Origin of the sequence: Corynebacterium sp. CMW7794 (genome assembly GCF_001563605.1) — a bacterium.
GTDB classification, from domain to species: Bacteria; Actinomycetota; Actinomycetes; order Mycobacteriales; family Mycobacteriaceae; genus Corynebacterium; species Corynebacterium phoceense.
Window position 1 is genome coordinate 1 of sequence record NZ_KQ961742.1, and the last position, 17,297, is coordinate 17,297.

The 17,297-nt window shown below is 64.4% G+C and carries 15 protein-coding genes and 1 pseudogene; 5 read left to right on the forward strand and 11 right to left on the reverse strand.

What is annotated here, in order from left to right:
• Positions 1 to 135: 135 nt before the first annotated feature.
• The 6 genes from HMPREF3227_RS07730 to HMPREF3227_RS07755 form a co-directional block, all read right to left on the reverse strand.
• Complete coding sequence (locus HMPREF3227_RS07730) at positions 136 to 2,004, reverse strand: peptidoglycan D,D-transpeptidase FtsI family protein (protein ID WP_066511931.1); 1,869 nt, start codon at positions 2,002 to 2,004, stop codon at positions 136 to 138.
• A 345-nt stretch (positions 2,005 to 2,349) separates the two neighbouring features.
• Entirely contained in the window at positions 2,350 to 3,234 is an 885-nt protein-coding gene (locus tag HMPREF3227_RS13755; protein WP_230384055.1) for a cell division protein FtsL, read from the reverse strand.
• A complete protein-coding gene (rsmH, locus tag HMPREF3227_RS07740) occupies positions 3,231 to 4,277 on the reverse strand; it encodes a 16S rRNA (cytosine(1402)-N(4))-methyltransferase RsmH (RefSeq protein ID WP_066492044.1) in 1,047 nt (348 codons plus the stop codon). Before rsmH ends, HMPREF3227_RS13755 begins: the two co-directional genes overlap by 4 nt.
• Positions 4,278 to 4,492: 215 nt before the next feature.
• A complete protein-coding gene (gene mraZ / locus HMPREF3227_RS07745) occupies positions 4,493 to 4,927 on the reverse strand; it encodes a division/cell wall cluster transcriptional repressor MraZ (protein ID WP_066492033.1) in 435 nt (144 codons plus the stop codon).
• 537 nt (positions 4,928 to 5,464) lie between these two features.
• On the reverse strand, positions 5,465 to 5,857 hold the full coding sequence (locus HMPREF3227_RS07750) for a DUF3040 domain-containing protein (RefSeq protein ID WP_066492030.1): 393 nt from the start codon (positions 5,855 to 5,857) through the stop codon (positions 5,465 to 5,467).
• A 205-nt stretch (positions 5,858 to 6,062) separates the two neighbouring features.
• Positions 6,063 to 6,491, reverse strand: coding sequence for an SAV_6107 family HEPN domain-containing protein (locus HMPREF3227_RS07755; protein WP_066492028.1), 429 nt, complete (start codon positions 6,489 to 6,491; stop codon positions 6,063 to 6,065).
• 292 nt (positions 6,492 to 6,783) lie between these two features.
• Here HMPREF3227_RS07755 and HMPREF3227_RS07760 point away from each other — a divergent pair, with 292 nt between their 5' ends.
• From HMPREF3227_RS07760 to HMPREF3227_RS07770, 3 genes are read left to right on the forward strand one after another with little or no spacing between them, the layout of a single operon-like run.
• The gene (locus HMPREF3227_RS07760; protein ID WP_068801921.1) at positions 6,784 to 7,404 is read left to right on the forward strand and encodes a GNAT family N-acetyltransferase; all 621 of its coding nucleotides are present in this window, start codon (positions 6,784 to 6,786) and stop codon (positions 7,402 to 7,404) included.
• Between the two features lie 46 nt (positions 7,405 to 7,450).
• Entirely contained in the window at positions 7,451 to 8,590 is a 1,140-nt protein-coding gene (locus HMPREF3227_RS07765) for a polyprenyl synthetase family protein (RefSeq protein WP_066492025.1), read from the forward strand.
• Between the two features lie 48 nt (positions 8,591 to 8,638).
• Positions 8,639 to 10,171, forward strand: a complete 1,533-nt coding sequence (locus HMPREF3227_RS07770) for an alpha-(1->6)-mannopyranosyltransferase A (RefSeq protein WP_066511935.1) — start codon at positions 8,639 to 8,641, stop codon at positions 10,169 to 10,171.
• Here HMPREF3227_RS07770 and HMPREF3227_RS07775 read toward each other — a convergent pair.
• Positions 10,168 to 10,581: an Rv2175c family DNA-binding protein gene (locus HMPREF3227_RS07775; protein WP_066492020.1), complete on the reverse strand. Its 414-nt coding sequence runs from the start codon at positions 10,579 to 10,581 to the stop codon at positions 10,168 to 10,170. The genes HMPREF3227_RS07770 and HMPREF3227_RS07775 overlap by 4 nt on opposite strands.
• Before the next feature lie 17 nt (positions 10,582 to 10,598).
• Between HMPREF3227_RS07775 and HMPREF3227_RS07780 the strand changes: the two genes are divergently transcribed.
• Positions 10,599 to 11,951 (forward strand): protein kinase domain-containing protein, encoded by a 1,353-nt coding sequence (locus HMPREF3227_RS07780; protein WP_066511877.1) that lies wholly within the window; start codon positions 10,599 to 10,601, stop codon positions 11,949 to 11,951.
• A gap of 84 nt (positions 11,952 to 12,035) precedes the next feature.
• On the opposite strand, the gene HMPREF3227_RS07785 is transcribed toward HMPREF3227_RS07780, so the two are convergent.
• The 3 genes from HMPREF3227_RS07785 to HMPREF3227_RS07795 all read right to left on the reverse strand — a co-directional run bounded on the left by HMPREF3227_RS07785 (position 12,036) and on the right by HMPREF3227_RS07795 (position 14,977).
• Positions 12,036 to 12,869: an endonuclease domain-containing protein gene (locus HMPREF3227_RS07785; protein ID WP_231732336.1), complete on the reverse strand. Its 834-nt coding sequence runs from the start codon at positions 12,867 to 12,869 to the stop codon at positions 12,036 to 12,038.
• 152 nt (positions 12,870 to 13,021) lie between these two features.
• Positions 13,022 to 14,413 carry a class II 3-deoxy-7-phosphoheptulonate synthase gene (locus tag HMPREF3227_RS07790; RefSeq protein ID WP_066492015.1) on the reverse strand — a complete coding sequence of 464 codons (1,392 nt, stop codon included), beginning with the start codon at positions 14,411 to 14,413 and terminating at the stop codon, positions 13,022 to 13,024.
• Between the two features lie 57 nt (positions 14,414 to 14,470).
• Complete coding sequence (locus HMPREF3227_RS07795) at positions 14,471 to 14,977, reverse strand: polyadenylate-specific 3'-exoribonuclease AS (protein WP_066492014.1); 507 nt, start codon at positions 14,975 to 14,977, stop codon at positions 14,471 to 14,473.
• Between the two features lie 59 nt (positions 14,978 to 15,036).
• On the opposite strand from HMPREF3227_RS07795, the gene HMPREF3227_RS12900 reads away from it, so the two are divergent.
• Positions 15,037 to 16,224: a glycosyltransferase 87 family protein gene (locus HMPREF3227_RS12900; protein WP_077210082.1), complete on the forward strand. Its 1,188-nt coding sequence runs from the start codon at positions 15,037 to 15,039 to the stop codon at positions 16,222 to 16,224.
• An 18-nt stretch (positions 16,225 to 16,242) separates the two neighbouring features.
• Here the strand turns inward: HMPREF3227_RS12900 and HMPREF3227_RS13760 are convergent.
• Positions 16,243 to 17,286: pseudogene (locus tag HMPREF3227_RS13760) on the reverse strand (acyltransferase family protein); the annotation flags it as partial.
• Positions 17,287 to 17,297: the final 11 nt, after the last annotated feature.

Consider the following 17,297-nt stretch of genomic DNA (forward strand, 5'->3'; position numbering starts at 1 on the left):
CAAAATCAATGCACTCTAAAACCGGAAGAGCCTCATAACTCCTACGGTACCTTCTCTTTCTGCCCCATCCGGGGCCCTGCCGCGTGTCGCGTCCAGCGTCAAACGCTGCCGTGCCTGCTGCCTGTAGTACTGCCTTTACTGCTGGCGGAGCACAAGCGGCTTGGCCTCCGGTGACGGCGGGATATTGTCGCGCGCGATGAGCCACTCGGCGATGTCCTTGAACACCGGCGCGGCGGACTGTCCGCCCGAGCCGTTGTCGTTGACGCCCGACTGCGGGCGGTCGAGCATGATGGACACGACGAAGCGCGGCTCATCCGCAGGCGCGATGCCAGCAAACGTAATCCAGTAATTCGAATTGGAGTACGCACCGGTCTCCTCGTCGACCTGCTGGGCCGTGCCCGTCTTGCCGGAGAGCTGGTAGCCCTCAATGTCATTGCCCTGGGCTGTGCCGTTTTGGTAGCCCTGCGGGTCCGACTGGAACACGGCGCGGAACATGTCCACGACGGTCTTGGCGGTCTCCGGGCTCACGACCTGCGTATGCTTCGGCTCGTCTTGCTTGATCTCATCGCCCTCGGCGGTGGTCATCTTCGCCACGATGCGTGGCTCGATGCGCTCGCCGCCGTTCGCGAGGGTCTGGTAGACGCTCGCGAGCTGGAGCGCCGTCCACGACATGCCCTGGCCGATCGGCAGGTTAGCGAAGGTGCCGCCAGACCACTGGGATTGGTCTGGGACGATGCCCGCAGACTCATTAGGCAGCTCGACGCCGGTGACCTGTCCCAGACCGAAGGCCTCGAGGTACTCGGCGAATTTTTTCTGGCCGAGCTTCTCCGCGAGCATGAGCGTGCCCACGTTGGAGGACTTACCGAAGATGCCCGTCGTGGTGTACGGCTCGACGCCGTGCTGCCACGCGTCGGCAACCGTGACGCCAGCCATGTCGATGCTGCCCGGGACCTGGTGGACTTCCTCCGGGGTCGTGAGGCTTTCCTGGATGGCGGCCGCGGCGGTAATGATCTTGGCTACCGACCCCGGCTCGAAGGGGTAAGAGATGGACTTGTTTTCAAAGTCCTTGCCCTCTTCGAGCTGCTTATCGATGTCCTTATTCGGGTCGATGGTGCCGGTATTCGCCATGGCGAGGACCTCGCCCGTCGCCGAATCCAGGACGACGGCTTGACCGCCCTTCGCCTTGGAGTTGCCCACGGCCTTCTCCAGCTTTTGCTGGACGAAGGTCTGAAGGTCCAGGTCGAGGGTGAGCTCGATGCTCATGCCGTCCTGCGCCTCCGTCTGGTCACGCAACGTGCCCGGGATGGCCTGGCCGTCCGCGGAGACGTCCTCCGTCGAGCGGCCATCACGGCCGGCCAGCTTGCCATCGCTCGAAGCCTCCAGGCCAAACTGGCCGGTGCCGTCCATGGACACCTTGCCCACCACGTTTTCCGCGATGGAGCCGTTCGGGTACTGACGGACGGCCTGTTGGTCCGCGGCGACGCCGTGGTACGTGTTGGCAATCTCGACGGCGACGTCTGGGTCCACGTTGCGCACGAGGATCTCATACTCCGTATCCGCCTTAAGCTTCTTCAGAATATCCTTGGCATCGACGCCCTCAATCTCGCGGCCGGCGTCCTTAATCTTCTGCGGAATGCCGGAGGCCATGTCCTGCAGGCGCGCGGCGACGCGGTCATCAACTTTGTCCTTCAGCGCTTTCTCGTCCAGGCCGTCAGCAGAGCCGTCCTGGTACATGGTGTTTTCTTCTTGCTGGGCAAGCTCGTCACGCAAGCGCGTGGGCGAGACGGTCAACGACCGGGCTTGCATGGTGTACGCGAGGATCTGCCCCTCGTGATCCGTGATGGTGCCACGCCGGGCGGGATCGGTGTACACGCGCTCGCGCTGCGCGACTGCCTGGGCAGCAAGCGCTGGGCCCCACTTGAGCTGCACCCAGCCCAAGCGTCCACCAATAACCACCGCGGCGAGAATGAGCACGGCCATGACCTGGCGCACACGGTGGCGCATGAGGGTGGCTTGGTCCTTGTGGACATTCGCCTTCTTCCGCGCCGCATCGCGGCGGGACTGGGCCTGTTGAAACTCGCGACGTCCCTGTGGCACCTGTTGTGGCCTATGCTGTGCCGCACCACCGCGCGAGGTGTGCTGCGCAGACGGGCGTCCACCGCGTGTACGGCGGGACCCGCGGCCCGCGCCGCCGCGGGAATTCGACGAATTCGACGGAGTCACCAGTTTCTTTCGCCACCTGTCTATCACTGAACTGCCATTAACGTCTGTGCCGCGTTGTTCTGCTTGGTAAATACAGAAAACGCGCGGGCATGCACCCGCGCATTAGCGTGCCTTAAGCCAACCGGATTAGTTGGTCCGACGCGCCGCGTAGGGCGCCTGGTAAGCCTGCTGGCCTTGCGGAGCCTGCACGGACTGCGTTCCTTGCGGGACCGCGTTGAGGTTGCCGTTGACATCCTCGGTCTCGTTCGGGTCGCTCGATGCCTGGCCCGGTCGAACCGGCGCACCGTTGACATCGATAATAGAGTCCGTTTCCGGTTCTGCCGGGCGGCGCTCGGCAATGTCGCCGTTTTCTTGGACCTCAACGATTCCCGCCTGGGCCGGAACACCCATGGAATCTTCCGCGGCGCGGCGCGCCACGTCCGCCGAGGAACGCACGTCCTCGAGGTCACGATTGAGGGTCTCAAGTTGATTGTCCAGCGTGTTCTCTTGGACGGAAAGCTGCTGAATCTTGAAGGTCTGCGCTGTGGACAGGCCGGAGAGCCCCATGGCGATAAACACGCCGCCGAGCAGCAGCGCGAGCGCGTAGAACGAGGTCTTCGCAAAGGGGCTGACGCGCTGGACGGTGCCAATGCGGCGGCCGCGGTGCGTGAGCACCTGCTGGGAGCCCACGCGCTGCGGACGGCCCTTGCGCACGCGCGGCGCCGGCGACGTTCGCGAAGGAAGCAGAGCAGTCTTCGCACCGCCATCTTCCGCGGACAAACGCTCGGTGCGTTGCGGCGCAGTGGTCATTCCGCGCTCGAAGCGCAAAGAACGCGCGCGGCCACCACGGCGCCGCGGGGATTCGCTGCGCGTGGAGACGCCACGATCTTCAACCAGGGTCGCGGTCTGACCCCAGCGCTGGTCGTTGGCTGCAGTGTAGTCCCTGCTCGCGCCCATGGTCTGCGGTGCCTTTCTCGTGCTCGTGGTCATGTGGTTGGTCTCGGTGGTGTGCAGTCGGTCTGTCCGGCTCATCGCCGCCCTCCCTCGCGGACGGGTTCCGGCCCGTGGAAGGAAAGTTCGCCGTCGAGGCGTTCCAGCGCCCGCACGCGGACGGAAGCTGCACGGGAGTTCTCAGCAATCTCCGCTTCGCTCGCCTTCTCCGACCCACGTGTGATGACGGTGAAGTGGGCCGCGGTGCCCGGCAGATCCATGGGCAGCCCCGGCGGCGTGGTGGACGTGGACAGCTCCTTGAACGCTGCCTTCACAATCCGGTCCTCGAGGGATTGGTAGCTCATGAAGACCGCACGCCCGCCCACGCGCAGGGCATCCGTCACGACGGGGATAACCTGCTCGATGGCCTCCAGCTCTCGGTTGACCTCCACGCGCAGCGCCTGGAACGTGCGCTTCGCCGGGTGCCCACCGGTGCGACGCGTCGCCGCCGGGATGGTGGCGTAGAGCAGCTCCACCAGGCGCGCGGACGTGGTGAATGGTTCCTTCTCGCGCTCGCGCAGGACCGCCGAGGCAATCTTGCCAGCGAAGCGCTCGTCGCCGTAGGTCTTGAGAATACGCGCCAACTCGCCATGCGAGTACGTGTTGAGCACGTCCGCGGCCGTCACGGGCTGGGACGGATCCATGCGCATGTCCAGCGGTGCGTCCGTACGGTACGCAAAGCCGCGCTCCACCTGGTCGAGCTGCATAGACGAGACGCCCAGATCAAAAAAGCCGGCCGCCAAACCGTGCTCACGCGCCGTCTCAAAGACAGGCCCCTCGCCTGCCGCAATGGCCGCGCCCAAGTCATCGAAGCGGGCATTCACGCCCACGAAACGCTCGCCGAAACCGGCCAGCCGCTCCCGTGCCGCCGCCAAAGAAGCCGAGTCGCGGTCGACGCCCACAACGCGCAGCTGCGGGAACGTCTTCAGGAAATACTCCGTGTGTCCGCCAGCACCCAGGGTGCCGTCGACAAGTACGGCGGTCTCCCCCGCGGCTTCGACAGCCGGCGCGATGAGCTGCGCCATGCGTTCGCGCATGACTGGGACATGGCCGTGATTAGCCAGGATGTCGTAGTTCTCGGTCATTTCGGGCCGTGCCCCCTTTCCTACCGCGTCGTCTCGTGTGACGTGTGGACCGTCAGCCCGCTTAAAAGATTGTGTGAAATTTTTAAGCTGTAGACGTTATAAAGAAAGTGCGTATAGAGCCCTGTCCGAGGCAGGTTTCTGATATCGGGGAAGTACACCAGAGCATCCACCTCGGGCAGAGTCCTTACACGCACTGTGAAGTTCTGCAATCCGCCTTACAACAAGCCAGCAAGGACATCGTCCGCGTCGCCTGCCGAGTAGGCATCTTCAGTTGCGGCCTGATACTCAGCCCACTTGGCTGCGTCCCAGATCTCAAGGAAATCCACGGAGCCAATCACGACGCATTCCTTGGTCAGGCCTGCATAGTCGCGATGTGCCGCCGAAAGGGTGATGCGACCGTTTCCATCGGGACGCTGTTCATCCGCACTCGCAGCGAGATTACGAATGAAGGCACGTGCCTCCGGGTTGGTGCGCGAAACAGCTGCCGCCTTCCGAGCCCGCTGTGCGAACTCTTCCCGCGGATAGACCGCCAAAGAGTGATCCTGCCCCTTCGTCACCATGAGCCCGCCAGCCAAGTCCTCGCGGAACTTCGCCGGGAGCGTGAGCCGCCCTTTGTCATCGAGCTTCGGAGTGTAGGTTCCCAGAAACATCCCGGGCCCACCTTCCTAATTCTCGAGAACTCCGGTTCCTCTCGTGATGGTCCTTCAGGCCGTGTGTGCGACCCTCCGTTCCACCGCTGCGCCCCACTCTACCCCACTTTCCCCCACCATCAACACCGCAAGCCCCGTGTCTCATCGTTGTAATTATAAAAACCCCAGGCAGACGGCAAATTTTTCGGTGGGGCAAATTCCCGTGCCCCACCCACATCGCCCCCACTTCTCTCCCCCACGCCCCATGCACACCACCTTGCCCACTAGCTTCCCGATACCACCCGTCCCCCACTCCACCTGCGCCTTTCCTGTTCTCTCACTACAGCGCCGACGTCTCTACAGCGCACCGCCACATAGAGTTTCCGCCGTGCACGGGCCTAGGTGGGGCAAAGTGGGGAATGGTGGTCACCAGGGGGCGCAGTGGGTGAAAGTGGGGCGTCGTGGCCTCCGCCCCCTGCCCCGACCACAAAACGGCATAAAAAATCCCGGCCCCTCACCAGAAGTGATGGGGCCGGGCGAAAAGTCCAGAAGCGGGAACTAGCGCTCGAAGCGGCTGCGGAACTTATCTTCCATGCCGCCAGACTGAGGATTCCGCTTTGGCGCCTTCTGCCATGCGCCGCGCGCCGAGGTCTTTGCCACCGAGCTCACGTTCGCGTCGCCGCGGAGCATCCACACACCCGCACCGAACATGACGAGGAAGCCAACGATAGACAGCGCGACGAACCACAACGACATCTGCGCCAGCGCCACACCGCCAACAAGAAGAACAAGGCCCACTACGACGAGCGCGACGCCACGCAACGTGACGTGGCCCGTCGCCCCTTCGGTAGCGGAGGCCTCCGTGACTGCAGCACTAAACTTTGGATCATCAGCCATCAACGACTGCTCGATTTCACGAAGTGTGCGCATTTCCTGTTCAGACAGAGACACAGCTTCCTCCTGCGGATCAAATTAGGGGCCAAAAGTGGGTTTCTACCTAGTCCAACGTCCAGAGTATCGGGTTAGTTCCCGAAACCCCATTTCCGTTTAGCAGCTCACACCCACGCCACAGGATGGAGCGTCAGGCACCGCAATAATACGTGCACCCGACCGCCCGCCACGCAACTCAACAGAGCGTGCAGCAGGCAACACAACCTTAGGCTGCGAACGGCAGCGCGTCGTTTCCATCCACCACGGCGAGGAACTCGCCCACCAGAGCCATAAGCTCCAGCACGACCTCCGGCTCCACCGAGTCATCGAGACCCGAGATGACGCGCGAGCGTGTGCGCGAGTAGGCCTTCAGCTTGTCCGCCCACTCCTGAGCATCCTCGCCCACGAGCGCCAGACGCTCCCACGCGCTCGACGGCAGACGCTTGCGCTTGGCCACGCGCGAACTTGCAACCCACGCGCCAGCGGTACGCAGTGCCGCCTGATAGACGAATTCGAGCGCCTCCTCGTACTTTCCGGCGGAAGCCTCGACACGGGCACGGTCAAGCAAGTCATAGCCCTGGGCCAGGAAGCGCACACGCTTACCAGCCTTTCCAGCATCCGCAAACCTCGTAGCGGCGGAGATGATCTGTGCCATGATACGACTTCCTCTCTTTCTTACGCGCCGTGGATATTTCTGATTATTCGGTTCTCCACATTCGAACCATCCGGGCTTGTATGACGCACACTCTACGAACCGTCCGAACATCTACTCCACATTTTAGTGCACATGTTCGAATGGATCAAGGGTTTCCAATGGCCAATTTCGAATTAGGCTCGCCGATGTTCGAAATTCTGGGGACTCGCGACACCGCCGCGGCAGCGACCGTGCGGACGAACCGCCGCACCCCTTGTTCACTCCGTCGCGGGAAGTTTGATTCCATAGAGACGTGACCTTTACCATCCGCCGTCTGCGTGCCACGGAATTCGCGTTATACGTGCCCGTACTCGTCAATATCCATGTCGAGGCCATGGGCTACCCCGACTCCGTCATGCCCTATCGCATCGATGCGTGGCGGCGCGACTGCATCCAGCCCGGCTTTACCGCCGTCATCGCAGAAGACGAGGACGCTATCGTAGGCCTCGCCTACGGCTTCCTCGGCAACTCGAGCACGTGGTGGGACCGCCAGTTGCGCATGGGGCTGCAAAGCCAGCGTGATCTCACGGACGACGATTGGGACCTCGTGCGCCACTACTTCGAGGTCGCCGAGATCCATGTGCTTCCCGCTGCTCAAGGTCAAGGATTAGGCCGCACGATGCTCAATGAACTCGTCCGCGACGTCTCCGCACGCTACGCGCTGCTGTCCACGCCCGAGGTTCCGGATGAGGCCAACCGCGCGTTCGGGCTCTACCGTGCCGCCGGTTTCTACGACGTCATGCGCAACTTCCACTACCCCGGCGACGACCGTCCCTTTGCCATCCTCGCTGCCCGGCTCCCGCTCGAGGGAGCGCCCGAGACCTACCCCGGGACCAACACAGACGGCCCCGAACCGGACGCGCCCGCCCGCTAGGCCACTATCGCCAATTCGGCCTTGGCCACACGGTAGGGTGTTCACTGTGAATAACGCAGCACATGCCACTCCAGCTTCCCCGCACGGCGCAGGCCGCGGCACGGCCACGCCGTCTTTCGAATCGGTCCCGGATGACGTCCGCGGCGCGCTCGATGCCTTCTTAACCAGTCGCCGTAGCGACATCGCGGCCATCGGCCAGCCGGTCGTCGACGCCGTCTCCTTCCTCGAGTCTTTCGTGCTCGACGGCGGCAAGCGCATTCGCCCGCTCTACGCCTGGGCTGGCTTTGTCGGCGCGGGCGGCCTCGACAAGGCCGAGGAGGATCCTGCCGCCATGCTGCGCGCGGCGAGCTCCCTCGAGTTCATTCAGGCGTGCGCGCTCATCCACGACGACATCGTGGACGCCTCCGATACCCGGCGCGGCAATCCCACCGTCCACCGCTCGCTGGAGAAGCTGCACCGCGACCACAACTGGCGCGGCGACTCCGCGCGCTACGGCGAGTCCGCAGCCATCCTCGCCGGCGACATGGCGCTCGTATGGGCCGAAGACATGTTGACGGACTCTGGCCTTTCCGCCGCGGCCCTCCAGCGCGCCCGCGCCCCGTGGCGCGGCATGCGCACCGAGGTCATCGGTGGCCAGCTCCTCGACATCAACTTGGAGGCCACGAACAGCGAGTCCATCGAGCTTGCCGAAAACGTCAACCGCTTCAAGACGGCGGCGTATACCATCGAGCGCCCGCTCCACCTCGGCGCGGCCATCGCCGGCGCCACAAACAAGCTCATCGCCGCTTTCCGCGGTTACGGCCGCGACATCGGCATCGCGTACCAGCTCCGCGACGACGAGCTCGGCGTCTTTGGTGATCCGAAGGTCACCGGCAAACCCGCCGGCGACGACCTGCGCGAAGGCAAGCGCACCGTCCTCCTCGCGCTCGCGCTCCAGCATGCCGATGCCGCCGATCCCACCGCCGCAGCCACCCTCCGCCGCCTCGTCGGCCAGACCGACGATCCTGACGATATCGCCCGCATGGCCCAGATCATCGCAGACTCCGGCGCACGCGAGCAGCTGGAAGAACGCATCACGCGGCTCACGGCTTCCGGCCTTCAGCACCTGCAGTCGGCGAATGTCGCGCCCGAGGTCACCGAGATACTCGAGCGCCTCGCGCACAAGTCCACGGCTCGTAAGAGCTAAGGGCGGTCTCCTCGCATGAGCGTCGCACACGCGTCCGCCGCAGAACCCATGCCTGCGTCCGACGGCGCATCTCAGCCGTGGTGGCGTAATCCTTTGTGGGTTGGCATCGCCGCCACCGTCATCCTGTGGGCCGCGTCCTTCGGCGGCGGTGCCGTGCGCAGTCGCGGCGGCGCGCTCGAGGCCCTCGGCCTGTCGTTTATCGCGTTCGGCCACGGGCGCAACCTTTCGATGCTTCTGTTCTGGGTAGGCATCTTCGCGCTCGTCTACGCCTGGGCCCTTGCCGGGCGGCACCTCGTCGCACCGACCTTGCGCGCCCAGGACCGCCAGCTTGCCGAGCCTGTCGTTCCCCGCGTCCAGCGCCTGCTGTGGTGCTGGGTCATCCCGCTTCTCTTCGCCGGGCCCCTCGCCTCACGCGACGTGTACTCGTATCTCATGCAGGGCGCCATGGTCCGCGACGGCTTCAACCCGTACGAGCAGGGCGCCGCCGCCAACCCCGGCCCGTATTTGCTGGAGGTCTCCCACGACTGGCGCAACACCACCACGCCCTACGGCCCGCTGCACCTGTGGACCGGCGACATCATTACCTCCGTCGTCGGCGACAACGTGGCGGCTGGCGTCATCGCCTACAAGGTCGTCTCCGTCCTCGGCTTCGCGCTCATTGCCTGGGCCGTCCCTCACATCGCCCGCGCACTCGGCGGCAATCCAGCACTCGCCCTGTGGCTGGGTGTGGCCAATCCCGTCATGCTCATCCACCTCATCGGCGGCATGCACAACGAGTCCGTCATGGTGGGCCTCGTGAGCGTCGGCCTCGTCCTCGCGCTGCGCAAGCGCTTCCTCGCGGCCATCGCGCTCGTCGCCGTCGCCACGGCTCTCAAGGTCACGGCGTTCTTCGCCATGCCGTTCATCCTGTGGATCTTCATCCACGCGTTCGCCCCGCGACCCCGTGACAACTGGTTAAAGCCCATCGCGGCAATCCTCGGTGGCGGCGTACTCATCGTCGTCGAGTCCATCGCCGTCGTCGCCGCCATCACGTGGGCCTCCGGTTCCTCATGGGGCTGGCTGTCCGAAATCACCGGCAACTCAAAGGTCATCAACCCGCTCGCCGCCCCCACCCTGACAACAGACATCCTCGTGCCCATCATGCAGGTCTTCAGCCCCGATGTCACCTACAACGGGGTCCTCGGCGTCGCGCGCACCATCTCCATGGCGCTCATGCTTCTCGGGCTCGTCGTGGTGTGGTGTCTGTCCTACAAGGACCGCCGCGCGGCCGTGCTCGGCATGGCCGCCGCCTACTGCGTGGCCTTCGTCTTCAACTCGGTGACGCTGCCGTGGTATTACGCGTCCGTCATCTCCGTAGCCGGCGTCGCGCGTCCCCCGCGCTGGATGATGAAACTCGCCACGGCCGCCAGCTTCTTCGTCGCCGTGTCCTTCTCCGGCGACGGCAACCACCAGCTCTACAACTGGTGGTGGGTCATCGCTGCCGCCATCGCGGCCTGGTGGTGCGCAGAGTGGATCTTCCAGGACACGCCCCGCGGCGCAGCGCTGACAGCGGCACCGGAACCGGCGGCATCGGCAAGCTAGAACGCCGAGGCCTGCGCGCGGCGAATGACTTCGCGCGCAAGGTGGCCGTGGAGGCCATCGATGGGACGGCCCGGCAGGGACTCGTCCTCGGTGAAGAGGTGGACGAGAATCTCGTCATCCGTGTAGCCACCGTCCGCGAGCACCGTAATGCAGCCCGAAACGTACTTGGATACTGCGTCCTTCTCATTGAAGAAAGCCTCCGGAACCCAGCGCTTGCCTTCGGCGTCGCGGTACGCCAGAAGCTTGTGCGCGTGCAGCAGGTCATGGACGCGCGTGACGGCGATGCCAAGCTTGTCCGCGACCTCGGGCATGGTGAGCAGTTTTTCGTCCGCCAGCAGGGCGGCGAGCTGAGAATTTGCGTCATTAGTCACGCGCTCTACCTTAACGCGTTCGACTGTTCGCAGGGACATCGGCCATACTGGAACGCATGAGTACTTTGGTCGTAGGCGACATTCTGGACGGACGCTATCGCATTGACCGTCCCATCGCGCGCGGCGGCATGTCCACCGTGTACCGCTGCGTCGACCTCCGCCTCGGTCGTGCGGTGGCCGCCAAAGTCATGCACGAGCACCTTGCTGGTGACCCGATTTTCCAGCAGCGTTTCCGCCGTGAGGCCCGCGCGATGGCGCAGCTGTCTCACCCCAACCTCGTGGCGATTCACGACTTCTCCGCGGACGGCGATCCTGTCTTCCTCATCATGGAGCTCATCACCGGCGGTACCTTGCGCGAGCTCCTCGCCGAGCGTGGCCCCATGCCCCCGCACGCTGCCACGGCCGTGCTGCGCGCCGTCCTCACGGGGCTGTCCGCCGTCCATGCGCGCGGGCTCGTCCACCGTGACATCAAGCCTGATAACGTGCTCATTAATGCCGATCACCGCGTAAAACTCGGCGACTTCGGCTTAGTACGTTCCTCCAACGCGCAAGCGACGAACGACCACATCGTGGGCACCGTCTCCTACCTCGCGCCGGAGCAGGTGACGGGCGAAGATATCACGCCAGCCACGGACGTCTACTCCACCGGCATCGTCGCATATGAGCTGCTTACCGGCGACGTTCCTTTCTCCGGCGACACTCCTATCGCGCATGCGACCTCGCGTCTCAACGCGGACGTCCCCGCGCCGTCGTCGCGTATCGACGGCATTCCCCCACTCTTCGATGCCCTCGTCGCCAGCGCCACCGCCCGCGCGCCCGAGGAGCGGTTCACCGACGCTGCAGAGTTCCTCGCCGCACTCGACGATGTCGCCGCGTCCTTGGAGTTGCCGGCCTTTACAGTTCCGGTCCCCCAGAACTCGGCGGCGGCGCGCACGGCGGCGCAGCCCACGGACTTCACGGGCGTGCGCAGCGACGATGTCTTCGAGCCAACCCGCACCCTGCCTGCTGACACGACCGAAGTACTAGGAAATCCAGCCGAGGATCCCACGACGGTCATGGCCCCAGAGCCCCTGCCCGAGGACGAGCACCCGCGCTTGAGCTTCGAGACCAAGCTCGACATGCCCACGCAGCACCCGGTCGCTGCTCCAGTTGAAGCACCGCTACCCCAGCCCACGTTTAACACGCCCGCACCCGCGCCCTCCTATGAGGCGACTGCCCGCCACGAGCCCGAAGAAGTCGCCACCGCCATGGAAGAACCCGCGCCGCAGGTCTACTCGAACCGCTCTGGAGTCGTGTTCGGGTTGTGGCTCGCTGCGGTCGCGCTCGCAGCGCTGGCCGTGGGCGTCGGCGGATGGTGGTTTGGCTCCGGCGACTACGGCACCATCCCCGTGTTCTGGTGGCCGATGTAACGTCTCCTCTGGCTTAGCGGATTTCAGAACAACGAAACACCCAAAACTGCGCGGTTTTGGGTGCTTCGTTGTTCTGAAATCCAGCTAATCATTCTGAAAATAGCGGTGCCACTTCCACGGGCCGGGGACATAGTTGCGTTTATCTTCGACGATGGCCTTCACTTGATTGACCGCAACGTTTAAGTGGTGTTCGATAGTGGCCGCGGTGAAGTGCAGCGCGCGCCAACCGCGGTGGACCGCGTCGTTGAGCTTCTGTCGGTCGATCTCGAAGCGCTGCACGCCCTCGCCCTTGTGATACTGATAGCCGTCGACTTCGATGGCGATCCTCTCGGCCTCGAGCACGAGATCCCACCGATAGGGGCCGATATCCACGTTGTTGAGGACCTTCAGTCCAGCATCGCGTAGTCCCTGCGTGAGCCGCTTTTCTGGAACGCTATCCGTGCCGATGAACGCGTGGGCAAGGATATCCCGTGTGCGCGCTGGCATGCGGCCAAGGCAGCGCTCCCACATCGCGAGGTTCTCGCGCGCAGAACGTCCGCGGAAAAATCGCTCCACAAAGTCAACGCCATGCTCCACGGGCATGATTTCGAGCGCCTGGAGCGGGTTGCAGGCACGGACGTATCCCAGAGAAAAGGCCGCGTTGGGTCGTGCGCGGCGCGCCTCGTAGTAGGGACTCGCCCCTACCGCGGATGCGCGCATGACTCGCAGCGGAAAAGTCAATGGGCTTCCCAGGTACAGCTGTGCCGTGCTGTAGCCGTCGAGCGCCAGCCTCTCGTCACGGAAGCACAGGAGTTCCGCAAGGTCATAAGGCCTCGGCTCGTCGCGAAGATAAAGCCCGCGCGTGACGCGAATGGCCTCTCCCCGGTTGACCATGCCCACGAGTTCTTTCGTGTCATACCCCGATAGTGGCTCCAACATATCTCCCCCATGAGATCCCTCCGAATGATGAAGCCAACGCTATCCCAGCCTGGTGGGGTCGGCAACCGGACCGGATTTCAGAACAACGAAGCACCCAAAACTGGCAGGTTTTGGGTGCTTCGTTGTCGTGAAATCCGGCTCACACAGCGCCGTTACTGGTGGCGGAGCATCTCCGCGACGAGGAAGGCGAGCTCGAGGGACTGCTGCGTGTTCAGGCGCGGGTCCACGAAGGACTGGTAGCGGCCCGGCAGATCGACCTCGGTGATGTCCTCAGCTCCGCCGAGGCACTCGGTGACGTCCTCGCCGGTAAACTCGAGGTGGATGCCGCCCGGGTGGGTGCCCAGCTGGCGGTGGACCTCGAAGAAGCCCTGGACCTCGTCGATGATCTTGTCGAAGTGGCGCGTCTTGTAGCCGTTGGAGGCGGTGAAGGTGTTGCCGTGCATCGGGTCGGACTGCCAGACGACCTTGTGGCCGGATTCTTCGACGGCCTTGACAACGGGCGGCAGGACGGTACGAATCTTGTCGTAGCCCATGCGCACGATCATCGTAAGGCGGCCGGGCTCGCGCAGCGGATCGAGCTTCTCCGCGTAGTCGACGGCCTGCTCCGGGGTAACACCCGGGCCGAGCTTGATGCCGACTGGGTTGCCGATAAGCGCGGCGAAGTTAACGTGGAAGTCGTCGATACCGCGGGTGCGCTCGCCAATCCAAACCTGGTGAGCCGAGAGATCGTAGAGCTTGGTCTGGCCATTGGCGTCCTTGCCCAGGCGCAGCATGGAGCGCTCGTAGTCGCGCAGGAGCGCCTCGTGCGAGCAGTAGATGTCCGCTGCACGCAGGACCGTGTCGTCCACGCCGCAGGCCGTCATGAAGTTAAGGCCGTTTTCAATCTCGTTGGCCAGCTGCTGGTAGCGCGCACCGGCGGAGGAATTGGCGACGAACTCGCGGTTCCACTCGTGCAGGCGGTAGAGATCCGCCGTGCCGGAGGACGTGAGCGCGCGGATGAGGTTCATCGCGGCCGAGGAGTTTGCGTAGGCACGAATCATGCGGGCCGGATCGTGCTTGCGGGCCTCTTCGTTGTTCTCCACGCCGTTGACGATGTCGCCGCGGTAGCTGAGCAGGCCCTCGCCGTCGATGTCCGAGGAACGCGGCTTCGCGTACTGGCCAGCAATACGGCCGAGCTTGACCACCGGGGTCGAGGCGCCGTAGGTGAGCACGACGGCCATCTGCAGCAGGGTCTTGATGTTGCCGCGGATGTGCGGCTCGGTGTTGGACTCGAAAGTCTCGGCGCAGTCGCCGCCCTGGAGCAGGAAGGCCTTGCCCAAGGCGACATCGGCCAATTGCTTCTTCAGGTTTTCGATCTCAGGGGCCACGACGATGGGCGGCACAGACTCAAGGATCTTGCGGACGTTGTCCGCCTGGGCCTGGTCCCAGCTGGGCTGTTGCTTCGCGTCGCGGGAGATGACGTCCTGGAAGGCCTCCTCGATACCATCAGGCAACGGCGGGAGATCTGGCAGGGCTTCTTTAGGGATATCTACTGTCCAACTCACCCCGCCATTATGACACATGGTGCGGAAATAGAAACTATAAACTGGCAGTTACATTCGCTAGAGCACGCGGTTGCCAGGCGACAGCGGCAGCGCCTCCATGCAGGCGTGGAACTTCGCGAGGTTGTGGCGCGCGTCCACGAGTGCGTCGTGGTTGCCGTCCGGTACCGGCGGCAGCGCGGGGCGTCCGGCGAATTCCCAGTACTGCTTGAGCTCGCGGGTATAGCGCGGAATCTCGCGCGGCAGCGCCGCCATATCGCCCCAGAGCTGGGCCACGAGCACGTGGTCGTAGTCGCCCACCCACGCCCACAGCTGCGGCGGGGTGGGCGCGCTGGTGAGGAACTCGAGAACCTCCTCACGGATGCGTGCCGCCGAGCGCCACACCTTGTCCGAGGGGCTGGGCAGCTTGTCCAGCACGTGCTCGCGCACCCACGGGTTAGCGCGCGCCGGATCAAAGTCTGTCGACACCGCGTAGTATTCGCGGCCGTCCTCGGCCACGATGCCGATGGAGACCAACTCGATGGTCTGGCCGTCCTCGATAAACTCGGTGTCGTAGAAGTATCGCACGCTAGCCACTCTAGCCTGCGAATTCGGCCGCGCCCGCGTTGGGGCTAAGATTCCCATTCATGATAGTCCTCGCCTGGCTGGCGCTCGCTGCAGCTCTTCTCTTCGCCACCGTCGACGCCGGGGCGCTGCTGCGCGGCGAGGGCCTCGCGTGGCACCACCACATCGATCTCCTCGTCTACCAGGCAGGCGGGCACGCGGCCCTGAGCGGCGAGACCTACTACGACCAGGTCTTCGCCGTGGACGGCACGCAGCTGCCGTTTACCTATCCCCCATTCGCCGCGCTTGTCTTCACACCCCTCGCGCCGCTGCCGTGGCAGCTCGCCGCGTTGGCGTGGAATGCAGCGACTCTCGCAGCGCTGTGGTGGTGCATTCGTCTCCTCGTCCGCGACCCACGCACCGCTCTCCTGCTCACCGCGGCCGCCGCGTGGACCGAGCCACTCACCGAGAACCTCTCCTTCGCGCAGATCAATGTGTTCCTCGCCGCGCTCGTGCTTTCCGATGCCCTCTTTATCTCCGTCCATCCCTCCCCCAGCGTCGCACGGTGGCGCGGGTGGCTCACCGGCGTGGCGATGGCCATCAAGCTCACGCCGGCGGTCTTCCTCGCCTACTTCTTTGCCAGGCGCGACTGGCGCGGCGTGGCTGGGGGCATCGGAAGCTTCGTGGCGTGCTCGGTGGTGGGACTGCTGCCGCGTCCAGAGAACTCGGTGGAGTATTGGACCGCGACGCTGCGCGACTCGGAAAGGATTGGTGCCTTGGCGTATGCGGGCAATCAGTCTCTGCGGGGATTCGTGGAGCGGCTAGGCCTCGGCGAGGGCTGGTGGCTCATGGGGGTCGCGGTTCTAGGCGTTGTGCTCGCAGTCGCGCTCTTTATCCGGCTGCGCGAGCCAGCGGCGCTCGTTCTCGTCACGTCGCTCGCGGCCCTGCTGGGCTCGCCGGTGTCGTGGTCGCACCACTTCGTGTGGTGTGTACTCCTCGCGGTCTTCTTTACGGCGCGGCAGAACTGGTGGCTCGCGGTGCCAACGTGGATCGTGCTCTTCGCGCGCGGGCACTGGCTCGTGCCGCATGCGCACGACTTCGAATACGGGTGGTCCTGGTGGCAGATGCTGCCGGGCAACGACTATCTAGCGTGGGGTGGCGTGCTCGCACTGTGCGCGGCGCTGGCTCCACAGTTCTTTGAGCGACGGCAGGCGCGGCGGGACCATGGTCCAACGCAGCACCGGGATCTTCTCCACGAGCCACAGCGCTAGGCTGCCCACGGCCGCGGCGGCAAAACAGCCCCAAATCCAAAAGTCGGTGGACTCGAGCGGCCACTCGCCGGCCTTCGTAATGTCCCACTCGAAGTAGGTCTTCGGGAAGCCAAAAAGCGCGATGATGCCGAGGTGGTGGCCTAAGTAGATAGGCAGCGTGTGGCTGCCAATGAACCGGAAGAAGCCGGAGACGAAGGGCACGTGGGCCAGCAGGACTGCGGCCGCGATGCCGGCGGGCAGCTGCAGGGACTGCTCGGCGAAGCGCACCAGGAGCTTCGCTTCTTCAAAGCCAAGGTTCCCTGCGCCCGGCAGTGGCCAGGCAACGTCGATGGGTTCGACGCGCTCGTCGAAACGGCCGCGCAGCGTCACACTCGCCGCATACGTGGCAACGGTGAGCGCCAGGGCCCACCACGTCGCGCGCGTGGGGTGGCGCAGCGAGTCAATGGACTCGGCAAACGTGGTGATTGCGGGGCGTAAGTACACGCCGGCCATGAAGACGGGCAGGAACATGATGGCTTTGCCCACCACGAAGTACTCCTGCGTGTAGCCAAGGAGCAGCAGCGGGCTAAAGCTCGCGGCGAGGCCCGCCCACGGCGGCAGCTTGCGCACGGCCCACAGGAAGATGTTGTAGACCACGAGCGAGTGGAGGAACCAGCCCATGGAGTGGCCGAGCATGACGGTGTGCAGGCTCTCGCGCCAGGTATCGAGTGGCGTGTCGAAGGCATAGTGGAAGTCCCACGTGCTCATGCGCAGCTCGACGAGGGACCATATGAGATACGGAATGAGCAGAAACCACAGGCGCTTGCGGAAGAGTTCGCCGAAGCGGAAGTTCAGGACCTTCTGCGAGAAGAAGCCGGAGATGACGAAGAACAGGGGCAATCGCAGCGAGTCGATGAGCTCATTCGCCTGGGCGGCAAGCGTGTGCTCGCCCTCGGGTACGGCGAGACGCACGTGCAGCAGGACGACGCCCAGGATCGACACGCCGCGAGCGACATCCGGCCAGGCGAGACGTTGCTTCTGAGGGGCGGCGGGTACCGAATGCGGGGCAGAGATAGTAAGCACGTCCTTACACG